Genomic DNA, 22,055 nt, shown 5'->3' on the forward strand with positions numbered 1-22,055 from the left:
TCACTTTTTCAGCAACATCAATGCAACATTTTTATGATATTAGCATCTTATATATAGAAAGCACAAAATATAGCATGATGCTTTCCTAAGACTTCCCAACCTTGATACGAAATTTGTAGAACTATGGGGAAAGAAGCGAGATTCGCACTTCCCCATGATAAGAGATTCAAGAACTAACCGAGTTCTAATGCGGCTATCTTTTCCAAGATAGCCGCTCTTATTTTATAACCAAAGAGGACTAAAAAAACAAAAAGGGATGTATTGATAAAATACATCCCTTTTCTATTTATAAGAATTTCGTCTTACTTATTCTTCTGTTTTAGGAGTTTCTTCTCCTTCAACAGCAGGCGCTTCAGAAACAACAGGTGTCTCAACAGGAGCTTCTGCTACTACTTCTTCAGCTTTTTCAGCCTTAGCTTTTTTAGCAGTTTCCTTAGCTGCTACAGGTTCATTTTCTGTAGTAGCCTTTTTAGATCTACGAGTTCTTCCTTTCGAAGCAGCTTTCTTCTCTTTCAGCATATTCTCGTTGTAGTCTACCAACTCGATAAAACACATTGCTGCATTATCTCCCAGACGGTTACCAGTTTTAATTATACGAGTATATCCACCCGGACGGTCAGCTACTTTCTGAGATACGTTTTGGAAAAGCTCAGTCACAGCACTCTTATTTTGCAAATCCTGGAAAACCAAACGTCTTGAGTGAGTTGTGTCTTCTTTAGATTTAGTAATAAGTGGTTCTACAACTTTTTTCAAAGCTTTAGCCTTAGCTACAGTCGTAAAAATACGCTTATTAGGGCTTAGGATCAAAGACGAACACATATTAGACAACATAGCATTTCTATGTGAACTTGTACGTCCTAAGTGGTTAAATTTTTTATTATGTCTCATGTCGCTTACTAATCTTTATCTAATTTATATTTAGAAATATCCATGCCGAAAGACAAGCTTAGGCTGTCCAGCAATTCATCAAGTTCGGTAAGAGATTTCTTACCAAAGTTTCTGAATTTAAGAAGGTCGTTCTTATTGAATTGCACTAGCTCACCTAAAGTTTCCACTTCTGCTGATTTCAAACAGTTAAGTGCACGAACCGAAAGGTTCATATCAGCCAACTTAGTTTTCAGCAATTGACGCATATGAAGTATTTCTTCGTCAAATTCCTCGTTTCCGTCAACTTCATTTTGTTCCAACAGAATCTTTTCGTCTGAGAACAACATAAAATGATGAATAAGAATTTTAGCAGCTTCCTTCAAAGCATCTTTTGGATGAATAGATCCATCAGTTGCTATTTCTATAACAAGTTTCTCATAGTCCGTTTTTTGCTCTACACGATAGTTTTCGATAGAGTATTTTACATTACGGATCGGAGTATAAATAGAGTCAATAGCTATAACATTAACATCGTCGGACAAATTGCGATTTTCATCGGCAGGTACATATCCACGGCCTTTGTTAATATTCAACTCGATTTGGAAGCTTGCATTCTTGTCTAAATGACAAATTTCGAAGTCAGGGTTCAATACTTCAAATCCTGACAGATGCTTTCCTATATCTCCAGCTTTGAATACATCAGTACCTGAGACAGTTATACTTACCTTCTCATTTTCTATCTCTTCTACTATCTGTTTGAAGCGTACTTGCTTCAAGTTCAGAATGATATTTGTAACATCTTCTATAACACCCGGCACGGTGGCAAATTCATGCTCAACACCGTCGATTTTTATAGAAGTGATAGCAAAACCTTCAAGAGATGAAAGCAGAATACGACGCAAAGCATTACCTACGGTAATACCATAGCCGGGTTCTAGCGGACGGAATTCGAATTTTCCGAAAAACTCATCCGATTCTAACATCAATACTTTATCCGGTTTTTGAAATGCTAATATAGCCATGAATTTAATTAATTTTTAGAATACAACTCTACGATCAACTGTTCTTTAATGTTTTCAGGGATATCAGCTCTCTCTGGTATGTGAAGGAATTTTCCTGTCAGAGAAGCTTGATCCCACTCGATCCAAGGGTATTTACTATGGTTGAAACCAGACAATGCTTCACTTACAACTTCAAGAGATTTCGATTTTTCACGAACTCCGATAAGTTGTCCCGGCTTAACTACAAATGATGGTATATTTACCACAGATCCGTTAACGGTGATATGACGGTGCGAAACAAGCTGACGGGCTGCTGCTCTTGTAGGTGCAATTCCCAGACGATAAACAACGTTATCTAGTCTCGATTCCAACATTTGCAAAAGAACTTCACCGGTAATACCACGCGAAGCTAGCGCTTTGTCGAACATGTTACGGAATTGTTTTTCAAGAACACCATAGGTATATTTTGCTTTTTGCTTTTCACGCAATTGAATACCGTACTCTGACGATTTTTTCTTTCTTCCGTTACCATGCTGTCCCGGAGGATAATTCTTTTTAGAAAGAACTTTGTCAGGTCCGAATATTGGCTCTCCGAATTTACGGGCGATTTTTGATTTTGGTCCAGTATATCTTGCCATTTCTTTTCTAATTAATAATTGATGAAAGCTAAAATTGTGCAGCCGCGATTACAGAGAGGGTCGTTGCAATCAAATTCACAATTCAAGTTCCAATTTTTAAATTTGATTAAACTCTTCTGTGTTTTGGAGGACGACAACCATTGTGAGGAAGTGGAGTAACGTCAACAATTTCTGTTACTTCAATACCTGCTGCATGGATTGTGCGGATTGCAGACTCACGTCCGTTACCCGGTCCTTTTACAAATACTTTTACTTTTCTCAATCCTAAGTCAAATGCAACTTTAGCACAGTCCTGTGCTGCCATTTGAGCTGCATATGGGGTGTTCTTTTTTGAACTGCGGAAACCCATTTTCCCTGCTGACGACCAACTGATAACCTGGCCATCGCCATTCGTGATCGAAATAATGATATTGTTGAAAGAAGAATGTACATGAGCCTGTCCTGTAGCATCCACTTTAACGATTCTCTTTTTCGCTGCGACTGTTTTTTTTGCCATATCAAATTAATTATTTTGTAGCTTTTTTCTTGTTAGCAACAGTTTTCTTTCTACCCTTACGTGTACGGGCATTATTCTTAGTACCTTGACCTCTCAAAGGCAGACCGATACGGTGACGGATACCTCTGTAGCAACCTATGTCCATCAATCGCTTGATATTAAGTTGCACTTCTGAACGTAAGTCTCCTTCTACTTTAAACTGAGCGGCGATGATTTCACGCACTTTTCCTGCCTGATCGTCATTCCAGTCTTTTATTTTGATATCTCTATCAATTCCTGCTTCAGCGAGGATTTTGTTAGCAGAGCTACGTCCGATACCATAAATGTATGTCAAGGCTATTTCGCCTCTCTTATTTTGTGGTAAATCGACCCCAACTATTCTTATTGCCATATATTTTTTAGATTAATTTGCAAAATTAATAAATTATCCCTGACGTTGTTTAAACTTAGGATTTTTTTTGTTTATTACATATAAGCGACCTTTTCTTCTGACGATCTTACAGTCATCTGTACGCTTTTTCAGTGATGCTCTTACTTTCATATCTTTGTTTATTTTTTATTTGTATCTGAATGAAATCCGTCCTTTGGACAAGTCATAGGGTGACATTTCTACACGTACTCTATCTCCCGGCAATATTTTAATGTAATGCATACGCATTTTTCCCGAAATATGAGCTGTGATTTCATGTCCGTTTTCTAGCTCGACACGAAACATAGCATTGGATAGTGCTTCTACTATGACTCCGTCTTGTTCTATTGCTGCTTGTTTAGCCATAAATATTATTAAAGATTTAAATTCCGTTATTCCCCAAAACAGCTTCTACAAATTCGAATGTAGATAATATATCAGCTTTACCTTGTCGAATAGCTACCGTGTGCTCGAAATGAGCAGAAGGTTTGCGATCTTTGGTTCTTACAGTCCATCCGTCGCTTTCGAAAACGACATTTTTACTCCCCATGTTTATCATTGGTTCTATTGCGATACACATCCCTTTTTTGAGCAAAGGACCTGTTCCTCTTCTACCATAATTTGGTACTTCAGGAGCTTCGTGCATTTTACGCCCTATACCATGACCAACAAGTTCTCGTACGACTGAATAGCCTTTTTTCTCACAATATGTTTGTACTGCATCTCCGATATCGCCTACGCGATTTCCTTCCACAGCTTTTTCTATCCCCAGATAAAGCGATTCTTTCGTTGTTCTCAGCAACCGTTTAACGTCTTCTGCAACTTCACCTACACAAAACGTATAAGCTGAGTCTCCACAGAATCCGTTCTTTTCAGTTCCACAGTCAACGGAAATAATATCACCTTCTTTCAAAACATAGTCGGTAGGAAAACCATGTACGACTTGTTCATTGACCGAAGCACAAATTGCACCTGGAAAATCTACACTACCCGGAGCTCCTTTATATCCTAAGAAAGAAGGTATAGCTCCATGATCGTGTATAAATTCTTTTGCAATCTTATCTAATTGAGCCGGAGTAACTCCCGGTTTAATATGTTTTGCCATTTCGCCCAAGGTCATCCCCACAAGGCGATTGGCTTCACGCATCAATTCGATTTCTTCGTCTGTCTTTAGAAATATCATCTAAACCTCCTTAATATGCTGCAATTGAACCTGAACGTCCTTTAATTCTTCCGGATTTCAATAAACCATCGTAGTGTCTCATCAGCAAGTGACTTTCTATCTGCTGTAATGTATCCAATACAACCCCTACAAGAATAAGCAACGATGTTCCTCCAAAGAATTGAGAAAACTCACGGCTTACACCAAAGTAGCTGGCAAAGGCAGGAAGAATAGCAACTAATGCCAAAAATAATGAACCCGGAAAAGTAATGCGGGACATTATAGAGTCTATATAGTCTGCTGTCTTCTTACCCGGCTTGATACCCGGTATGAATCCATTATTACGCTTTAGTTCGTCTGCCATTTGCACAGGGTTAATGGTTACTGCTGTATAGAACCATGTAAACGCTATAATAAGAAGGGCAAACAAAACATTATATGCAACACCATCGTGAGATGTAAGCGAGCCTACAAATCCTGTCTTTTCTGTAGAGAATCCAGCCAGTGTAATAGGAACAAACATAATTGCCTGAGCAAAGATAATAGGCATCACGTTTGCAGCATTCACTTTCAAAGGAATGTACTGACGTGCACCACCATATTGTTTATTTCCTACAACTCTTTTAGCATATTGTACCGGAATACGACGTGTTCCTTGCACTAACAATATTGCTCCACAAATAATAAGTAGCAACAATACTATTTCTGCTAAGAACATAATCAATCCACCAGCCTGACTGCTCAATCGGGAAGTAAATTCTCCAATCAAAGCATGTGGCAAACGAGCAATGATACCAACAAGGATGATAAATGAAATACCATTACCAATCCCTTTATCAGTAATACGCTCTCCCAGCCAAAGCACAAACATACTACCTCCAGCCAATATTATGGTAGATGGAACAACAAAGTCCCATGTAGTAGGAGCTGCCTGACCAAGTGCGCCCATCAAATAAGCCGGACCTTGGAACAATAGAATAGCAACAGTCAGATAACGTGTATACTGATTCATCTTAGTACGTCCACTTTCTCCTTCACGTTGCAATTTTTGGAAATATGGCAATGCCATACCCAACAACTGCATAACGATGGAAGCAGAAATATAAGGCATAATACCTAATGCAAAAATAGATGCATTGGCAAATGCCCCTCCTGAGAACATATTAAGGATATCAAGTATACCTCCCGAAGTTTTAGCCTGCAACGCATCAAGCGCTGAAGGATCAACTCCCGGAAGGATTATATGAACTCCGAAGCGATAGATCACTACGAAAAAGAAGGTTATGAGGAGCCTTTTTCTAAGGTCCTCAATCTTCGATATATTTTGCAGTGTTGATATAAATCCCATCTTACTTCAGTTTTGTTGCGGTTCCACCTACTGCTTGTATAGCTGCTTCTGCTGATTTTGAAAACGCATGAGCTTCAACATCTAACTTAGCTGTTAAGGCTCCGTTTCCAAGTATTTTCACTAAATGTTTTGCTGAAATAAATCCGGCATCAATCAATGTTTGAACATCAATTTTTGCCAAATTCTTAGCTTCAGCCAAACGTTGTAAAACATCCAGATTGATAGGTTTATATTCTATGCGGTTTAAGCTTTTGAAACCGAACTTAGGAAGACGGCGTTGAATAGGCATCTGACCTCCTTCGAAACCGATCTTCTTAGAATAACCTGATCTGGATTTTTGCCCTTTATGACCTTTTGTGGAAGTTCCGCCTAAACCTGAACCCGTACCACGGCCGATTCTTTTTCTGGTTTTGGTAGATCCTTCTGCAGGTCTCAAATTTGATAAACTCATATTTTATATTTTTTATCTTATAAACTAAATTACTCTACAATAGTTACCAAATGGTGAACCTTGTTGATCATTCCTCTGATAGCAGGTGTATCTTCATGCTCTATCACTCGGTTTAGTTTTCTTAAACCAAGAGCATCTAAAGTCAGTTTTTGATCTTTAGGGCAGTTGATTCTGCTTCTTACTTGTTTAACTTTAATTTTTGCCATAATAATTTTCTTTGCAAATTAACCTTTAAACACTTTTTCCATCGAAACACCTCTGTTTTGAGCTACAGTATATGCGTCTCTCAACTCACCTAAAGCTTCGATTGTAGCTTTCACCAAGTTGTGAGGGTTTGACGAACCTTTCGATTTTGCCAACACATCTGTTACTCCAACACTCTCAAGCACAGCGCGCATCGCACCTCCCGCTTTCACTCCGGTACCCGGAGCAGCTGGTCTGATCATAACTTCAGATCCACCAAAACGAGCGATTTGTTCGTGAGGAACTGTACCTTTTAGTACAGGAACTTTTATAAGGTTTTTCTTTGCAGCTTCAACTCCTTTAGCAATGGCTGTTGTAACCTCACCGGCTTTTCCTAATCCCCAACCTACGATACCATCTTCGTTACCTACAACTACGATAGCAGCGAAGCTGAATGTACGACCTCCTTTTGTTACTTTAGTAACACGGTTGATAGCTACTAGTCTATCTTTTAGTTCGATGTCGTTAGTCGATTTTACTCTATTGTTAACTCCTGCCATTTCTATTAAAATTTAAGTCCACCGTTACGGGCAGCATCTGCCAATTCTTTGATTCTGCCATGGTATAGATAACCGTTACGGTCAAATACCACAGTTGTGATGCCAGCTTCTTGAGCACTTTTAGCAATTAGTTCGCCAACTTTTGCAGCTATTTCTTTTTTAGGAGCTTTGTCTGTTAATTTAAGAGACGAAGCTGCTGCCAAAGTTTTACCTGTCAAGTCGTCGATAACTTGTGCATATATTTGCTTGTTGCTTCTGAATACTGTCAGGCGCGGACGCTCGGTAGTTCCGGAGATCTTTCCACGTACGCGTAGTTTTATTTTATTTCTTCTATCTGTCTTTGTTACCATGATTACTACAGTTTATGAATTATTTACCTGCGGCTTTACCTGATTTGCGACGGATAACTTCACCTACAAAGCGTATACCTTTTCCTTTGTAAGGTTCAGGTTTACGGAATGAGCGAATTTTCGAACAAATCTGACCGATCAGTTGCTTATCACAAGATTCTAGAATAATTAGAGGTGCCTTATTTCTTTCAGATTTTGTTTCTAGTTTTACTTCACCAGGCAACTGCATATAGATACTATGAGTATAACCTAATGAAAGTTCTAGAAGCTGACCTGTGTTTGAAGCACGGTAACCAACCCCTATTAATTCCAATTCTTTGCGATATCCTTCAGAAACGCCTATAATCATGTTGTTGATCAAAGATCTATACAATCCATGTAGAGAGCGATGAGCTTTTTCGTCTGATGGACGTGTTACTGACAACACTCCATCTTCAACAGAGACTTTAATATCAGGATTTACTTCTTGCGATAATTCTCCTTTTGGTCCTTTTACTGTAACTACGTTATCCTTGCCTACAGTAACTGTTACTCCGGCAGGAAGATTGATGGGTAATTTACCTATTCTTGACATAACTTACTATCCTCCCTCTTAATTAATAAACATAACACATTACTTCGCCACCAACTTTCAGTTCGCGCGCTTCCTTGTCTGTCATCACTCCTTTAGAGGTAGATACTAGAGCTACACCTAGTCCGTTAAGAACACGAGGCATTTCTTTATACCCTACATATTTACGAAGACCTGGAGAAGATATGCGAATCAGTTTCTTGATCGCATTTACTTTGTTTACAGGATCGTATTTCAAGGCTATTTTTATAGAGCCCTGAGGTCCTTCGTCTACAAACTTATAGTTAAGAATGTAGCCTTTTTCCAAGAGAATTTTTGTAATCTCTTTTTTCAAATTTGACGCCGGAATTTCAACAACTCGGTGATTTGCCATGATGGCATTTCTTAGACGCGTCAAATAATCTGCTATTGGATCTGTCATGTTTAAATTGATTTAAATTAATCCCGTCTATCGGGACAATATTTAATTCTATACTAAAAAAAAATTCTTACCAACTTGCTTTTTTAACTCCGGGTATTAATCCCTTAGAAGCCATTTCCCTGAACTGTATACGGGAAATTCCAAACTGGCGTATATAGCCTTTTGGACGTCCTGTGATACTGCAACGGTTGTGCAAACGTACAGGTGAAGCATTCTTAGGTAGAGCTTGTAGAGCTTCGTAATCGCCTTCGGCTTTCAACTGTTCTCTTTTTGCTGCATATTTAGCAACAAGCTTAGCTCTTTTTACCTCACGAGCTTTCATTGATTCTTTTGCCATCTTATATCAATTCTTTTTTTGCGTTCTTAAATGGTAACCCAAATTCTTTGAGCAAAGCATAGCCTTCCTCATCTGTTTTTGCGGAAGTTACAAAGGTAATATTCATTCCCAGAATTTTACTAATATTATCAATATTAATTTCAGGGAAGATTATTTGTTCTTCAATACCCAGTGTATAGTTTCCACGGCCATCTAACTTACTTTCGATTCCTTTAAAGTCGCGAATACGAGGCAATGCCACGCGAACAAGTCTTTCCAGAAATTCGTACATTTTATCGTTGCGTAGTGTAACCATCACTCCGATAGGCATTTTCTTACGCAACTTGAAGTTAGAGATATCCTTTTTAGAATATGTTGCTACAGCTTTTTGTCCTGTAATAGAGGTAATTTCATTAACTGCTGTTTCGATAATTTTCTTATCTGCCACAGCTATACCAAGACCTTGGTTGATAACGATTTTTTTCAAAACAGGCACTTGCATATTCGATTTATAACCGAATTCTTTCATCAAAGAAGCTACAATACGGTCTTTGTATTCTGCTCTGAGGGTTGTTGTATTGCTCATTATTTAATTTCCTCCCCTGATTTTTTAGCGTAACGAACTAGCTTACCATCCACTTCTTTACGACCGATACGTGTAGGTTTTCCTGTTTTAGGGTCTACTACGTTCAGGTTCGAGATATGGATAGGAGCTTCTACTTTCTCTCTTCCTCCTTGCGTATTTTTCGCATTAGGCTTAGTATGCTTGGTAACTTTGTTCCAACCTTCTACTATTGCGCGTTGTTTTTCAACAAACACTTTTAGTACACGTCCAGTTTCACCCTTATTCTTACCAGCATTAATGTATACTATATCGCCTTTTTTGATATGTAATTTACTCATTGCTTTTATTTTTTGGATTATAGTACCTCTGGTGCTAGTGAAACTATTTTCATGTTAGTTGCACGAAGTTCGCGGGCAACTGGTCCGAAAATACGGCTTCCTCTGATTTCACCTGCTGCGTTTAACAATACACAAGCGTTGTCGTCGAAACGTATGTAAGAACCGTCCTGACGACGAATTTCTTTTTTTGTACGAACGATTATTGCTTTTGTTACAGCACCTTTTTTAATATCACTCGAAGGGATCACATTTTTGATAGCAACCACAATCACATCCCCTACCGACGCGTAGCGTCTTCTTGTTCCGCCTAGAACACGGATACATAATGCTTCTCTAGCTCCACTGTTATCAGTAACTACTAGTCTCGATTCTTGTTGTATCATAATTATTTAGCCCTTTCGATTATTTCTACTAATCTCCATCTCTTGGTTTTACTCAACGGACGAGTTTCCATGATGCGTACTGTGTCGCCAATGTTGCACTCGTTCTTTTCGTCATGAGCATGATATTTCTTCGTTTTGTTAACGAATTTTCCATAAATAGGGTGTTTTTCTTTCCATTTCACAGCCACAGTAATGGTTTTATCCATCTTGTTACTGAAAACGACCCCGAATCTTTCTTTTCTTAAATTTCTCGTTTCCATCAGCTCTTAATTATTTTTTAGTTCTCTTTGGCGCAATTCTGTAAGAAAACGTGCGATATCGCGACGTTTTTCTTTAATCTTAATCGGATTGTCCAATGGAGATACACTGTGGTTTAACACCAATTGGTTTAATGCTACTCTTTCAGCATCTAGTCTTTCTTTCAATTCTTTGTCGGAAAGTTCTCTTACTTCTGCAATTTTCATACTTCTTAAGCGTTTTGAGTTAAGTCATAATCTCTGCGTACTATAAATCTAGTAGTCACAGGAAGCTTTTGTGCAGCTAGGCGCAATGCTTCTTTTGCTACATCATAAGATACTCCTTCGATTTCGAATAGTATTCTACCTGGTGTTACCGGTGCAACGAAACCTTCCGGCGATCCCTTACCTTTACCCATACGTACTTCGGCAGGTTTCTTTGTGATAGGTTTGTCTGGGAAAATTCTAACCCAAACTTGTCCTTGACGCTGCATGTAACGAGTTACTGCAATACGAGCCGCTTCTATTTGGCGCCCTGTGATCCATTTGTTTTCAAGGGTTTTGATGCCAAACGAACCGAAAGCTAGTTCATGCCCTCTTTGAGCATTGCCTTTCATACGACCTTTTTGCTGTCTTCTGAATTTTGTTTTCTTCGGTTGTAACATTTTACTTCGAACGTTTTTTTAATTACTTTCTCTTATTTCTCTTGAAACCTTTTCCTTGATCGTCTCTGTTGTTAGAACGACGTTCTCCTCTGTTGCCAGAGTGTCCGCTTTCTTTAGAGGCTACGAATGAAGGAGCCAGGTCTTTCTTGCCGTAAACTTCTCCACGGCAAATCCACACTTTAATACCAATCAAACCAACTTTTGTAAGTGCTTCGGCATGTGCATAATCTATATCGGCGCGGAATGTATGTAGTGGAGTACGTCCTTCTTTATACATTTCCGAACGAGCCATTTCTGCTCCGTTCAAACGTCCTGATATTTGAATCTTGATACCTTCTGCACCCATCCTTATTGTTGAAGCGATAGCCATTTTGATAGCACGACGGTAAGCTATTTTACCTTCTACCTGACGGGCTACGTTATTAGCTACAATAACTGCATCCAACTCGGGTTTTTTGATTTCAAAAATATTGATTTGAATATCTTTATCTGTAATTTTCTTTAACTCTTCTTTCAGCTTGTCTACTTCTTGTCCGCCTTTACCGATAATGATACCCGGACGAGCTGTACAAACTGTAATAGTAACAAGTTTAAGTGTTCTTTCGATAACGATACGTGATACACTAGCTTTGGCCAGACGGGCATTGAGATACTTACGGATTTTGCTGTCTTCCAACAGTGTGTTTCCGTAGCTCTTGCCTCCATACCAGTTAGAGTCCCATCCTCTGATGATTCCTAAACGATTTGCTATTGGATTTACTTTTTGTCCCATCTGCCGATTAATTTTGTTTTTCTTTATTAAGTGTATCTACGTGAAGTGTAACATGGTTTGAACGTTTGCGTATTCTGTAACCTCTACCTTGAGGTGCAGGACGCATTCTTTTCAACATTGCTCCACCATCTACGTTTATCAATGACACATATAGCTCACCACTTTCTGCTTTACGTTCATTTTTAGCTTCCCAGTTTGCGATAGCTGAACGTAATAATTTTTCTACTTTAGCAGCAGCTTCTTTGTTTGAATATTTCAATACGCCAAGTGCCCTGAATGCCTCCATTCCACGAATCATATCTGCTACAAGACGCATTTTTCGAGGAGATGTCGGCACATTGTTCAACTTAGCAAAAGAAACAGTCTTTTGAGCTTCTTTTCTTGCTTCAGCTGCTAAATGTTTTCTTTTACCCATATTAATGTTTTCTTTTTTTTATTAATTAATGGCACTTCAATTATTTCTTCTTGTTACCACCGTGTCCACGGAATGTACGAGTAAGTGCAAATTCACCTAGTTTGTGTCCTACCATATTTTCTGTTACATATACAGGAATAAATTTATTTCCGTTGTGAACAGCAATAGTGTGACCTACAAAGTCCGGTGATATCATTGAAGCTCTTGCCCATGTCTTAACTACAGCTTTTTTCCCTGACTCATTCATAGCCAAGACTTTTTTCTCAAGCTTAACATTAATATACGGGCCTTTTTTTAACGAACGACTCATAATTTCTTTATTAAATCAGGTTATTATTTTTTTCTTCTTTCAATTATGTACTTAGAAGAATGTTTCTTAGGAGCTCTTGTTTTAAGACCCTTAGCATACAATCCTTTACGTGATCTTGGATGACCTCCTGAAGCACGACCTTCACCACCACCCATCGGGTGATCGACAGGGTTCATTACTACACCTCGGTTATGAGGACGGCGACCAAGCCAACGAGAGCGTCCCGCTTTACCTGATTTTTCAAGTCCGTGATCTGAGTTACCTACGCTACCGATAGTAGCTTTACAAGAAAGAAGTATCTTGCGTGTTTCTCCGGAAGGCATTTTTATGATTGCATAGTTTCCTTCACGAGAAGTCAACTGAGCAAAAGCTCCTGCCGAACGAACCATCTTAGCTCCCTGACCAGGACGAAGTTCTATATTGTGAATAACTGTACCGATAGGAATTTTTGCCAAAGGCAATGCATTTCCTACCTCCGGAGCAGCATCTTCTCCGGATATCACTGTTTGACCTACTACCAATCCTTGCGGCGCCAAGATGTATGTCTTTGCTCCGTCTGCATAATACAATAGAGCAAGACGAGCCGAGCGATTCGGATCGTATTCTATTGATTTCACAGAAGCTGGTACTCCGTCTTTTGTTCTCTTAAAGTCTATGAGCCTGTATTTTCTCTTATGACCGCCTCCGAGATAACGCATGGTCATCTTACCGGTATTGTTACGGCCACCAGACGCACTTTTGCCGACTACAAGAGATTTCTCTGGTACACTTGCAGTGATTTCTTCGAATGTACCAATAATTTTGTGTCTTTGCCCCGGTGTTGTGGGCTTTAATTTACGTACTGCCATTTTCTATTTAGATATTGCTAAAAAAGTCTATACTTTCACCATCTTTCAGGGTGATTATCGCTTTCTTGTAAGCAGAAGTTTTACCGTTTATCACACCAGCTTTGGTATAACGGCTTTTACGTTTTCCTGCGTAGTTGAGAGTGTTTACTGATTCAACTTTCACGCCGTAAACTTCTTCTATTGCTTTCTTAATCTCCATTTTGTTTGCACTAGGAGCAACACGAAAACCATAACGATTCGGAAATTTTTCTGAAATCGCTGTTTGCTTTTCTGTTAATATTGGTTTAATCAAAATTCCCATAATATTTACCTCCTTATGCTTTTAAAAGATTATCTATAATAGCTACCGACGACTCAGCCAATACTAAACTTGTACAGTTAAGTATTGAGTAAGCATTTAAGTCAGAAGCTCTTACAACTTGTACTCTTTGCAAATTACGAGCCGACAAATATACATTTTTATTTTGGTCTGGCAAAACAAGAAGTATCTTTTTATCAGCCACTTGCAAATTTTGAACTAGCGCTACAAAATCTTTTGTTTTAGGAGCCTCGAAAGAGAAATCTTCTACTACAACGATTTGATTATCTTTCGCTCTTGTTGAAAGAGCCGATTTGCGTGCCAGTTGTTTTACTTTCTTATTTAATTTGAAGCTATAATCTCTTGGTTTAGGACCAAATACGCGTGCACCACCAACTAACAGCGGAGATTTGATATCGCCTCGACGTGCGCCACCGCCTCCTTTTTGTTTGATCAGCTTACGTGTACTACCAGACAGTTCACTTCTTTCTTTAGTCTTGTGAGTACCTTGACGTTGGTTTGCCAGATACTGTTTGATGTCTAACCAAAGAACATGCTCGTTAGGTTCTATTCCATAAATAGCATCATTCAATACTACTTTCTTGCCGGTATCTTTACCGCTTTTATCTAATATATTCAGTTCCATTATCTTTCTATTCTAACGATTGAACCATTACTTCCCGGTACTGAACCTTTAATCAACAAAAGATTATGTTCCGGTATTATTTTAATGATCACGAGGTTTTGCACAGTAACTTGCTTGTTACCCATCTGACCACCCATTCTTGTTCCTTTAAATACCTTTGCAGGGTATGAACAAGCTCCGATAGAACCCGGTGCACGCAGACGGTTGTGTTGACCCAAAGTAGCTTGTCCAACTCCACCAAAATTGTGGCGTTTAACAACCCCTTGAAATCCTTTACCTTTTGATACTCCAATTACGTCCACATAAGGATCGTCCATAGAGAACATTCCATCTACGGTGATAACATCTCCCAGATTGTATTTCTCTTCATACTTGAACTCGGCCAAGTGTCTTTGAGGTGCAACTCCGGCTTTCTTAAAATGTCCGATCTGTGGTTTTGTGGTGTGCTTTTCTTTCTTTTCGGCAAAGCCTATCTGCACAGCCTCGTAACCATCTTTCTCAGACGTTTTAACCTGAGTAACTACACAAGGACCCACTTCGATAACAGTGCATGGAATATTTTTTCCCTCGGCACTGAAAACGGATGTCATTCCGATTTTTTTTCCTAATAATCCTGGCATTTCTCTAATTATTTATTTAATTCAATATAAAAATTCATCAAACTTTGATTTCTACTTCTACACCACTTGGTAATTCAAGTTTCATAAGAGCATCTACTGTTTTAGCTGTTGAGCTGTAGATATCAATTAATCTTTTGTAAGAAGAAAGCTCAAACTGTTCGCGAGATTTTTTGTTTACGAAAGTCGAACGGTTTACAGTAAAGATACGTTTGTGAGTAGGCAATGGAATTGGACCACTAACTACAGCTCCTGTAGCTTTTACTGTTTTAACGATTTTCTCAGCAGATTTGTCTACCAAAGTGTAATCGTAAGATTTCAGTTTAATTCTAATTTTTTGACTCATTGTCAGTTTAATTAATTATTAAAAATATTACTTATAAAAAGCAGACTGTGATTAAGAGTCATTTACTAACCACAGTCTGCATTTTTTTATTTTATCAAATCTACACGTCCTTTCACTTCGGTCAATACCTGACGTGCAATAGACGAAGATACTGTTTCGTAGTGAGAGAATGTCATTGCCGATGTAGCTCTACCTGAAGTTATGGTACGTAAAGATGTTACGTATCCAAACATTTCAGCCAAAGGAACCTTAGCTTTTACAATACGTGCTCCTGAGCGGCTCGATTCCATACCTTCAACTTGTCCACGACGTTTGTTCAAGTCTGATATTACATCACCCATGCTTTCTTCCGGAGTTACTACTTCCAGCTTCATGATAGGTTCAAGTAATACAGGGCTTGCTTTTTCCGACGCTGTTTTGAAAGCAAATTTAGCACAAAGCTCAAACGACAACTGGTCAGAGTCTACTGTATGGTATGAACCATCGACTAAGACTACTTTCAGTTTATCGAGAGTATAGCCTGCCAAAACACCATTTTTCATTGCAGCAGCAAATCCTTTTTGTACAGAAGGAATAAATTCTTTAGGAACATTACCTCCTTTTACTTCATCAACGAATTGAAGTTCACCTTCAAAACCTTCATCGGCAGGACCTACTTTAACAATTATATCAGCAAATTTACCACGACCCCCGGATTGTTTCTTATACACTTCGCGAATTTCAACTGTTTGAGAAATTGCTTCTTTATAAGACACCTGAGGACGACCTTGGTTACATTCTACTTTAAATTCACGTTTCAAACGCTCGATCAATACATCAAGATGAAGCTCACCCATACCTTCGATAATGGTCTGACCAGAATCTTCATCGGTATGTACACGGAATGTTGGATCTTCTTCAGCTAATTTAGCTAATCCATTAGCCAATTTATCCACATCCTTTTGTGTTTGAGGCTCAATAGCGATACCAATTACCGGATCTGGGAAGTCCATTGCCTCTAGGGTAATAGGAGCATTCTCGTCACAAAGTGTATCTCCGGTACGAATATCTTTAAACCCTACTCCCGCACCAATATCACCACAACCAATAACCTCTTTTGGGTTCTGTTTGTTAGAGTGCATCTGGAACAAACGAGAGATACGTTCTTTTTTGCTCGAACGTGTATTATAAACGTAAGACCCTGCATGTAACTCTCCAGAGTAAACACGGAAGAAACACAAACGGCCTACGAATGGGTCTGTAGCAATCTTAAACGCCAAGGCACAGAATGGCTCTTCCGGGCTTGGGTGACGAACAACCACTTTTTCCGGATCGCGAGGATCAACTCCTTCAATCGCTGGTGTATCAAGCGGGCTTGGTAAATAAGCACAAACTGCATCTAATAGAGGTTGTACACCTTTGTTTTTGAATGAAGATCCGCACAACATAGGAGTGATCTGCATAGAAAGTGTTCCCTTACGGATAGCAACCATAATTTCTTCTTCGGTGATAGTAGACGGATCATCAAAGAATTTCTCCATCAATACATCATCACATTCAGCTACAGCTTCTAACATTTTTTCTCTCCATTCTTCGGCTTCAGCCAAAAGATCGGCAGGAATGTCTTCCACATGGTAGTCAGCTCCCATTGTTTCGTCATGCCAATACAAAGCTTTCATAGACACTAAGTCTACGATCCCTTTGAAAGTCTCTTCAGCCCCTACAGGTATCTGGATAGGACAAGGGTTGGCTCCTAACATTTCGCGAACCTGACGAACTACCTCAAAAAAGTTAGCTCCCGAACGGTCCATTTTATTCACGTAACAGATACGTGGCACTTCATATTTATCTGCTTGACGCCACACTGTTTCCGACTGAGGTTCAACACCTGCAACAGAGTCGAATGTAGCGATAGATCCATCTAGTACACGCAAAGAACGCTCTACTTCTACAGTAAAGTCAACGTGTCCGGGAGTATCTATCAAGTTGATTTTATATGTTTCATTTTCGTACTTCCACTGTGTGGTGGTAGCAGCAGATGTGATAGTGATACCACGTTCTTGCTCCTGATCCATCCAGTCCATAGTGGCTGTACCATCATGAGTTTCCCCAATTTTGTGAGTCAACCCTGTATAGAAAAGAATACGCTCAGATGTTGTTGTTTTACCAGCATCGATGTGAGCCATGATACCGATATTTCTTGTATTTCTTAATGCGTCTAAACCTTTTGCCATCGTTTTTTTACTCCTTACTTATTAAAATCTGAAATGAGCGAACGCACGGTTAGCTTCTGCCATTCTGTGCATATCTTCTTTTCTTTTGAATGCACCACCTTGATTATTGAACGCATCTGTAATCTCTGCAGCCAATTTATCGGCCATAGTCTTACCACCTCTCTTGCGAGCATAAAGGATAAGATTTTTCATACAAACTGATTCTTTTCTATCAGGACGGATTTCGGTAGGAACCTGAAATGTTGCACCACCTACACGGCGAGACTTCACTTCTACTTGTGGAGTTACATTATCCAATGCAGATTTCCATATTTCGAGAGGAGATTTTTCTTCGTTTGGTAATTTTTTCTTTACAGTTTCGAGTGCAGAATAAAAGATATCGAATGCTGTAGACTTTTTACCATCATACATCAAGTGGTTAACAAATTTTGTAACCTTTACATCACCGAAAACAGGATCCGGGAGGATCTGTCTTTTCTTTGGTTTTGCTTTTCTCATTTTTGTTTTTAAAAATTTTGTTTTTGTTTTTGGCTGCCAATTTTTAGCGTCTTCAACGATTCCGCCGAATCATTTACTCAACCTGTATATTGCCTATCCAATAAACTTAAACCGTTTTAATACTTAATTAAAAAACTCGGTTAAGGAGCAGAATTATTTCTTCTTAGCTGCTGCAGCTGGTGCTCCTGGTTTTGGACGTTTTGCTCCGTATTTCGAGCGACGTTGTGTACGACCATTTACACCTGCAGTATCCAGTGAACCACGAACAATGTGGTAACGAACACCCGGTAGGTCTTTAACACGACCACCTCTAACAAGTACAATAGAGTGCTCTTGCAAGTTATGTCCTTCTCCAGGAATATAAGCATTCACCTCTTTAGAATTTGTTAAACGCACACGTGCTACCTTACGCATCGCTGAATTTGGTTTTTTAGGAGTAGTAGTGTACACACGGATACAAACACCTCTACGTTGAGGGCATGCATCTAATGCACGAGATTTACTCTTTTCAACCAAAACAGTCCGTCCTTTTCTTACTAATTGTTGAATTGTAGGCATCTTGTTTTAAATCTTTAGAACTTTAAATTCAATTTTTATTATACATTTTTACTATACGAATACCACAATAAACCGAAGCTATTTCGATGACAATCAATTATTTGCCATCAAAACAAGCTCCTTTTCACGCTTTATTCGGGTTGCAAATGTAGACATTATCAGCTAATTACACAAATATTTACATATTTTTTTCCAATAAAAACCAGACAATAACTATTTTATGATATTACAAAAAAACAAACAGGCATGAAGAGAACCCCTCCATGCCCGTATTTCTCGAATGAGATAATATAAGTAGTGTGTATGTAAAAGTGTAAGATTAGAAAGAAAAGTCTACTCCGGCAGCAAATACTTTATTCGTACGAGAGAACACATCTTTTCCTGAAATATAAACAGGAGGATTAGATCCTACTACTGCTGCATATTTAGAGTTCTCTTTTGTCCAATCAGAGTATGTAGTCCAGAAATAGCCGATATTTATCATAACGTTCTTAGCCACATTCACTGCTCCTCCAAGTCCTATAGAGTAGGAATTGATAGAGAAGCTCAAGTCTTTTTGATAGTCATCAGTAACGCCATAACGCGTTATTTGACCACCGGCACTGATTAAAAACATTTTATTTACACGAAACTCTAATCCTGCAAGATATTCATTTGTCCCTCCATTAATAAATTTTTGTTTATCATCAGCCATATCTGCATCGGAATCGAAAAAATGATGATATCCTACACTCGCCAGCAACTGAGGAGTTATCTGATATGATGCACCAACAGTAAACAAAGCCGGAATATCGTGCGGAGTATTAACACCATCTTTAAACTGAGCCAAACCGGCATCTTTTCCATCAACAGTTTTACTCTCCACATTCAGACTTGTTTTGAACTCATACTTCATACCTATATTCAGAGCCTTATAGTTGAAGTTGAGACCAAGTATAGGAGCTACCCCCCAACCAGACTGTTTATTATCTATTTCTCTATCTGCAACCAAAGCAGCCATTTCAGGTTTTCCGGCAGCAGTAAGAAAATCTGTAGCAAGCATCATTCCTCCTGTAGGATTTACTAGCGGATGCTTAGGGTTAATCTTTATATTTTTCAAATAGCCTTCATAACCATTATTTACAATATTAAGACGGAAACCTGCGTATGCAGAAAACATATCATTGATAGCATAACTACCTCCGAGTTGTGCCCCATATATAAAAGATGACCCTCTCATATATGCGTCTACCGAATATTTATCAGTAGGAACACCCATCGCCGATATAGCTAAAGGCATTGTAGCAATCATAGATTCGAAAGAAGGTAAACCATCATTAAATGTAGCTTTACCTCCGCCTCCTGTTACTGCAATATTACCCGAAAGAACCCACTTTCCCGTTTTATACGCAGCCTGCAAACTAGGAATAATAGGAGCAGAAGCTGTTCCTTTAAATTTCTTAGTTGCATTATCTCCAAAGCCAGCAAAAGGGGCAAATGTAGATGTTATTGTACGAGTTTGAAATGCACTTTGATTTGTGAACGAAAAATGAAAGCCATCTTCCAGTTTAACCAATCCGGCAGGGTTAGTATAAGCCGCATCTATCTGCAAGGAAGCATCACGGGCAACCATACGTATAAAGTGGGCACTTTGATTTGTATTAGTCAATATTCCTCCTGCAAAAGCGGGCAGGACACCAGATAAGGCTAGGACACAAAGAGATAATAATTTCGCTTTATTCATTATATGTAAAATTAGTTAAATGAGGCTGCAAAGATAGAAGTATTAAATTAGTTTCAAAAGAAACCAGCCTAAATAATTACATTTATATACCTGATAATCAAATATTTGTTGTCTATGCAACTAATAAAAGGGAGCTTAAAAAGCTAATTTATGCGAATAAGTAATTGAAACTGTATCTCATGTAAAAAAAGATTCACAGTCGAAATAAAAAAACTTTATCTATTATACAACTCTTCCCCCCTTACCTGAGAGCTTAGACGAAGCTAAGAGAGATGAATAACGACAATTACGAAAGGAGGATAAAAGGGTACAACTTTGTCAGGTTTTAGTTAAAATCACATTTTACAGAGATCGATCAACCAACGGCCACAGGAGCACAATGTATGTAAATAGTTGTTTTTAAATAAAGATCAATTAGCAATCGGCATAATTCGATAAAAATCATATATCTTTGCCACCCCTAAAAAAGGAAGGGCAGAAATATAAAAAACAAGAATCTCTAAAAAGCCTTAAAAACTAATCAATTTACAGACATAATTGTTTAAACAAACGCAAACCCCACACAGATGACATTGGCTCACCTGTTACTCACAGACACTATTTATGAATAATTGGAAACGTACATTTGCTATAATATGGTCCGGACAGTTTTTTTCTATGCTCACAAGCTCCATAGTAGGGTTTGCTGTAGTATTTTGGCTGAGTACGAAAACCGGATCGGCAGAAGTCCTGGCCTATGCAATGCTTGCCACTCTCATGCCTTTCATTATACTGGGCTTGTTTACCGGAGTATTCGTCGACAGATGGGATCGCCGTCGGACTATGATTCTGGCTGATAGCTTTGTCGCTTTCTGTTCGGCAATTCTTGCATTGCTATTTTATTTCGACAGAATAGAAATATGGGAAGTGTATGGACTTTTAGCACTTCGCTCGGCAGGAAGTGCATTTCATACTCCAGCTATGCAAGCTTCGGTTCCATTGCTTGCACCAAGCAGCGAATTAATGCGTGTAGCAGGAATAAACCAGATAATTCAGTCGGTGAGCAACATTGCAGGCCCTGCTCTTGGAGCCGTATTTGTTGCATTCTTTGACATGACTTACGTAATGTTACTCGATGTAGTAGGTGCTGCAATAGCCTGCACCTCACTCTTATTTGTAACAATACCTAACCCTAAAAAAGCAGAAGGCGTAATACCCAATGTATTGGGAGAGATAAAAGAAGGCGTAAAACATATGTTTGCGGAGAAGGGGCTTTCTTATCTTCTGGTATGTGTCATTATTGTTACATTTTTTATGGTACCCGTAGCGGCATTATTTCCGCTTATGACTATCAATCATTTCAATGGAGACGCCTTTCAAATGGGAATTGTCGAAGTAGCATGGGGTTCAGGAATGCTAGTAGGAGGTGCTATCGTAAGCCTGAAGTTCATGAAGAGAATCAATAAGATATATATTATAAATGTAATGACCATAATAGTCGGGCTCTCCTTTTGGCTATCGGGTCTACTTTCCACATCCGCTTTTATTCTTTTTTCAATCCTCACTACCATCGGTGGTATAGCAGGATCAATATACTGGAGTACATTTATTGTTATCTTACAGACTAAAATTCATCCTGCCGCACTTGGACGCGTATTCTCTATTTATGACAGTATAAGCCTTATGCCTACAATCCCAGGACTATTGGCTACCGGCTTCATTGCTGAACGCATAGGATTACTGAACGCATTCATTGTTGCAGGAGTAGCCACTGTTGCTGTCGGAGTGGTTGCATTTTTCATTCCCGTCATAAACAGATTAGGGCGCTCTACTATTCCCGAAGCAGAAACAATAGAGCAGGAATAAGAGGTA

At 38.9% G+C, this 22,055-nt stretch carries 35 protein-coding genes; 1 reads left to right on the forward strand and 34 read right to left on the reverse strand.

Annotated elements, in window-relative coordinates:
• Positions 1 to 306: 306 nt before the first annotated feature.
• From rplQ to BGC7_RS12885, 34 genes are all read right to left on the reverse strand, one after another.
• On the reverse strand, positions 307 to 888 hold the full coding sequence (gene rplQ / locus BGC7_RS12725; protein ID WP_050701981.1) for a 50S ribosomal protein L17: 582 nt from the start codon (positions 886 to 888) through the stop codon (positions 307 to 309).
• Positions 889 to 896: 8 nt separating this feature from the next.
• Positions 897 to 1,889: a DNA-directed RNA polymerase subunit alpha gene (locus BGC7_RS12730; RefSeq protein ID WP_050701982.1), complete on the reverse strand. Its 993-nt coding sequence runs from the start codon at positions 1,887 to 1,889 to the stop codon at positions 897 to 899.
• Between the two features lie 8 nt (positions 1,890 to 1,897).
• The gene (gene rpsD, locus BGC7_RS12735) at positions 1,898 to 2,506 is read right to left on the reverse strand and encodes a 30S ribosomal protein S4 (protein ID WP_050701983.1); all 609 of its coding nucleotides are present in this window, start codon (positions 2,504 to 2,506) and stop codon (positions 1,898 to 1,900) included.
• A gap of 106 nt (positions 2,507 to 2,612) precedes the next feature.
• Positions 2,613 to 3,002 (reverse strand): 30S ribosomal protein S11, encoded by a 390-nt coding sequence (gene rpsK, locus BGC7_RS12740; RefSeq protein ID WP_050701984.1) that lies wholly within the window; start codon positions 3,000 to 3,002, stop codon positions 2,613 to 2,615.
• Positions 3,003 to 3,012: 10 nt separating this feature from the next.
• Positions 3,013 to 3,393, reverse strand: a complete 381-nt coding sequence (gene rpsM / locus BGC7_RS12745; RefSeq protein WP_050701985.1) for a 30S ribosomal protein S13 — start codon at positions 3,391 to 3,393, stop codon at positions 3,013 to 3,015.
• A gap of 33 nt (positions 3,394 to 3,426) precedes the next feature.
• On the reverse strand, positions 3,427 to 3,543 hold the full coding sequence (gene ykgO / locus BGC7_RS17680) for a type B 50S ribosomal protein L36 (RefSeq protein WP_082206710.1): 117 nt from the start codon (positions 3,541 to 3,543) through the stop codon (positions 3,427 to 3,429).
• A 15-nt stretch (positions 3,544 to 3,558) separates the two neighbouring features.
• Positions 3,559 to 3,777: a translation initiation factor IF-1 gene (infA, locus tag BGC7_RS12750; RefSeq protein ID WP_006800239.1), complete on the reverse strand. Its 219-nt coding sequence runs from the start codon at positions 3,775 to 3,777 to the stop codon at positions 3,559 to 3,561.
• 16 nt (positions 3,778 to 3,793) lie between these two features.
• Positions 3,794 to 4,594, reverse strand: a complete 801-nt coding sequence (map, locus tag BGC7_RS12755; protein WP_050701986.1) for a type I methionyl aminopeptidase — start codon at positions 4,592 to 4,594, stop codon at positions 3,794 to 3,796.
• A 10-nt stretch (positions 4,595 to 4,604) separates the two neighbouring features.
• Complete coding sequence (gene secY, locus BGC7_RS12760) at positions 4,605 to 5,921, reverse strand: preprotein translocase subunit SecY (protein ID WP_050701987.1); 1,317 nt, start codon at positions 5,919 to 5,921, stop codon at positions 4,605 to 4,607.
• Position 5,922: 1 nt separating this feature from the next.
• Positions 5,923 to 6,372 carry a 50S ribosomal protein L15 gene (rplO, locus tag BGC7_RS12765; RefSeq protein WP_050701988.1) on the reverse strand — a complete coding sequence of 150 codons (450 nt, stop codon included), beginning with the start codon at positions 6,370 to 6,372 and terminating at the stop codon, positions 5,923 to 5,925.
• 29 nt (positions 6,373 to 6,401) lie between these two features.
• Complete coding sequence (gene rpmD, locus BGC7_RS12770; protein WP_050701989.1) at positions 6,402 to 6,578, reverse strand: 50S ribosomal protein L30; 177 nt, start codon at positions 6,576 to 6,578, stop codon at positions 6,402 to 6,404.
• Positions 6,579 to 6,596: 18 nt separating this feature from the next.
• Positions 6,597 to 7,115 (reverse strand): 30S ribosomal protein S5, encoded by a 519-nt coding sequence (gene rpsE, locus BGC7_RS12775; protein ID WP_050701990.1) that lies wholly within the window; start codon positions 7,113 to 7,115, stop codon positions 6,597 to 6,599.
• A 5-nt stretch (positions 7,116 to 7,120) separates the two neighbouring features.
• Positions 7,121 to 7,465, reverse strand: a complete 345-nt coding sequence (rplR, locus tag BGC7_RS12780) for a 50S ribosomal protein L18 (protein ID WP_050701991.1) — start codon at positions 7,463 to 7,465, stop codon at positions 7,121 to 7,123.
• 19 nt (positions 7,466 to 7,484) lie between these two features.
• Positions 7,485 to 8,039 (reverse strand): 50S ribosomal protein L6, encoded by a 555-nt coding sequence (gene rplF / locus BGC7_RS12785; RefSeq protein ID WP_050701992.1) that lies wholly within the window; start codon positions 8,037 to 8,039, stop codon positions 7,485 to 7,487.
• 22 nt (positions 8,040 to 8,061) lie between these two features.
• Positions 8,062 to 8,457, reverse strand: coding sequence for a 30S ribosomal protein S8 (gene rpsH, locus BGC7_RS12790; RefSeq protein ID WP_050701993.1), 396 nt, complete (start codon positions 8,455 to 8,457; stop codon positions 8,062 to 8,064).
• A gap of 67 nt (positions 8,458 to 8,524) precedes the next feature.
• Positions 8,525 to 8,794 carry a 30S ribosomal protein S14 gene (gene rpsN, locus BGC7_RS12795; RefSeq protein WP_050701994.1) on the reverse strand — a complete coding sequence of 90 codons (270 nt, stop codon included), beginning with the start codon at positions 8,792 to 8,794 and terminating at the stop codon, positions 8,525 to 8,527.
• 1 nt (position 8,795) lies between these two features.
• The gene (rplE, locus tag BGC7_RS12800; protein WP_050701995.1) at positions 8,796 to 9,359 is read right to left on the reverse strand and encodes a 50S ribosomal protein L5; all 564 of its coding nucleotides are present in this window, start codon (positions 9,357 to 9,359) and stop codon (positions 8,796 to 8,798) included.
• Positions 9,359 to 9,676: a 50S ribosomal protein L24 gene (gene rplX / locus BGC7_RS12805; RefSeq protein WP_050701996.1), complete on the reverse strand. Its 318-nt coding sequence runs from the start codon at positions 9,674 to 9,676 to the stop codon at positions 9,359 to 9,361. The genes rplE and rplX overlap by 1 nt, the downstream gene beginning before the upstream one ends.
• Before the next feature lie 17 nt (positions 9,677 to 9,693).
• Positions 9,694 to 10,059, reverse strand: a complete 366-nt coding sequence (gene rplN / locus BGC7_RS12810; RefSeq protein ID WP_050701997.1) for a 50S ribosomal protein L14 — start codon at positions 10,057 to 10,059, stop codon at positions 9,694 to 9,696.
• A 2-nt stretch (positions 10,060 to 10,061) separates the two neighbouring features.
• Complete coding sequence (gene rpsQ / locus BGC7_RS12815; RefSeq protein ID WP_029903260.1) at positions 10,062 to 10,319, reverse strand: 30S ribosomal protein S17; 258 nt, start codon at positions 10,317 to 10,319, stop codon at positions 10,062 to 10,064.
• A 6-nt stretch (positions 10,320 to 10,325) separates the two neighbouring features.
• A complete protein-coding gene (gene rpmC, locus BGC7_RS12820) occupies positions 10,326 to 10,523 on the reverse strand; it encodes a 50S ribosomal protein L29 (protein ID WP_050701998.1) in 198 nt (65 codons plus the stop codon).
• Between the two features lie 5 nt (positions 10,524 to 10,528).
• Entirely contained in the window at positions 10,529 to 10,960 is a 432-nt protein-coding gene (gene rplP, locus BGC7_RS12825) for a 50S ribosomal protein L16 (RefSeq protein WP_050701999.1), read from the reverse strand.
• A gap of 22 nt (positions 10,961 to 10,982) precedes the next feature.
• The gene (rpsC, locus tag BGC7_RS12830; protein ID WP_050702000.1) at positions 10,983 to 11,732 is read right to left on the reverse strand and encodes a 30S ribosomal protein S3; all 750 of its coding nucleotides are present in this window, start codon (positions 11,730 to 11,732) and stop codon (positions 10,983 to 10,985) included.
• 7 nt (positions 11,733 to 11,739) lie between these two features.
• Complete coding sequence (gene rplV / locus BGC7_RS12835; RefSeq protein WP_050702001.1) at positions 11,740 to 12,147, reverse strand: 50S ribosomal protein L22; 408 nt, start codon at positions 12,145 to 12,147, stop codon at positions 11,740 to 11,742.
• Between the two features lie 40 nt (positions 12,148 to 12,187).
• On the reverse strand, positions 12,188 to 12,457 hold the full coding sequence (rpsS, locus tag BGC7_RS12840; protein ID WP_050702002.1) for a 30S ribosomal protein S19: 270 nt from the start codon (positions 12,455 to 12,457) through the stop codon (positions 12,188 to 12,190).
• 23 nt (positions 12,458 to 12,480) lie between these two features.
• Complete coding sequence (rplB, locus tag BGC7_RS12845) at positions 12,481 to 13,305, reverse strand: 50S ribosomal protein L2 (protein WP_050702003.1); 825 nt, start codon at positions 13,303 to 13,305, stop codon at positions 12,481 to 12,483.
• A gap of 7 nt (positions 13,306 to 13,312) precedes the next feature.
• Positions 13,313 to 13,606 (reverse strand): 50S ribosomal protein L23, encoded by a 294-nt coding sequence (gene rplW, locus BGC7_RS12850; RefSeq protein WP_050702004.1) that lies wholly within the window; start codon positions 13,604 to 13,606, stop codon positions 13,313 to 13,315.
• Positions 13,607 to 13,619: 13 nt separating this feature from the next.
• Complete coding sequence (rplD, locus tag BGC7_RS12855; protein WP_050702005.1) at positions 13,620 to 14,249, reverse strand: 50S ribosomal protein L4; 630 nt, start codon at positions 14,247 to 14,249, stop codon at positions 13,620 to 13,622.
• Positions 14,249 to 14,869, reverse strand: a complete 621-nt coding sequence (gene rplC, locus BGC7_RS12860; protein ID WP_050702006.1) for a 50S ribosomal protein L3 — start codon at positions 14,867 to 14,869, stop codon at positions 14,249 to 14,251. Before rplC ends, rplD begins: the two co-directional genes overlap by 1 nt.
• A gap of 37 nt (positions 14,870 to 14,906) precedes the next feature.
• The gene (rpsJ, locus tag BGC7_RS12865) at positions 14,907 to 15,212 is read right to left on the reverse strand and encodes a 30S ribosomal protein S10 (RefSeq protein ID WP_006841785.1); all 306 of its coding nucleotides are present in this window, start codon (positions 15,210 to 15,212) and stop codon (positions 14,907 to 14,909) included.
• Between the two features lie 86 nt (positions 15,213 to 15,298).
• Complete coding sequence (gene fusA, locus BGC7_RS12870; protein ID WP_050702007.1) at positions 15,299 to 17,425, reverse strand: elongation factor G; 2,127 nt, start codon at positions 17,423 to 17,425, stop codon at positions 15,299 to 15,301.
• 21 nt (positions 17,426 to 17,446) lie between these two features.
• Entirely contained in the window at positions 17,447 to 17,923 is a 477-nt protein-coding gene (gene rpsG / locus BGC7_RS12875) for a 30S ribosomal protein S7 (protein WP_050702008.1), read from the reverse strand.
• 153 nt (positions 17,924 to 18,076) lie between these two features.
• A complete protein-coding gene (gene rpsL / locus BGC7_RS12880) occupies positions 18,077 to 18,481 on the reverse strand; it encodes a 30S ribosomal protein S12 (RefSeq protein ID WP_050702009.1) in 405 nt (134 codons plus the stop codon).
• Between the two features lie 319 nt (positions 18,482 to 18,800).
• On the reverse strand, positions 18,801 to 20,204 hold the full coding sequence (locus BGC7_RS12885) for an OmpP1/FadL family transporter (RefSeq protein ID WP_050702010.1): 1,404 nt from the start codon (positions 20,202 to 20,204) through the stop codon (positions 18,801 to 18,803).
• A 603-nt stretch (positions 20,205 to 20,807) separates the two neighbouring features.
• Between BGC7_RS12885 and BGC7_RS12890 the strand changes: the two genes are divergently transcribed.
• The gene (locus BGC7_RS12890; protein ID WP_050702011.1) at positions 20,808 to 22,049 is read left to right on the forward strand and encodes an MFS transporter; all 1,242 of its coding nucleotides are present in this window, start codon (positions 20,808 to 20,810) and stop codon (positions 22,047 to 22,049) included.
• Positions 22,050 to 22,055 lie beyond the last annotated feature (6 nt).

This window comes from Dysgonomonas sp. BGC7, from assembly GCF_001261735.1.
Classification (GTDB): Bacteria; Bacteroidota; Bacteroidia; order Bacteroidales; family Dysgonomonadaceae; genus Dysgonomonas.